The sequence below is a fragment of the Psychroserpens mesophilus genome, assembly GCF_050617655.1.
Taxonomy (GTDB): Bacteria; Bacteroidota; Bacteroidia; order Flavobacteriales; family Flavobacteriaceae; genus Psychroserpens; species Psychroserpens mesophilus_A.
Genome location: NZ_JBODQC010000323.1, coordinates 1 through 254, shown reverse-complemented (window position 1 = coordinate 254; position 254 = coordinate 1). Strand labels below are relative to the sequence as shown.

The window sequence follows — 254 nt, the reverse complement described above, 5'->3', positions numbered from 1 at the left end:
CTGGATCTGTCATTTCGCTAGAAGCGTTTCCTCGTCCTGGTGAAAATGGTACAGATACATTCATTCCTGCATTTTTAATCGCTTTTTCTATACCTACATTTCCAGCTAAAACAATTGTATCGGCAACGCTAATACCAAACTCAGCAGCTATAGGCTCTAAAACGGATAATACATTACTTAAACGTTCAGGTTCGTTTCCTTGCCAATCTTTTTGAGGAGCTAAACGGATACGTGCACCATTGGCACCTCCTCTA

1 protein-coding gene is annotated in these 254 nt (G+C 40.9%); it reads right to left on the bottom strand.

Going from position 1 to position 254, the window contains the following annotated elements; all coding sequences use genetic code 11:
• The coding region (locus ACRHNM_RS17430) for a peroxidase family protein (RefSeq protein ID WP_431137913.1) at positions 1–254 on the bottom strand (254 nt) is incomplete at both ends.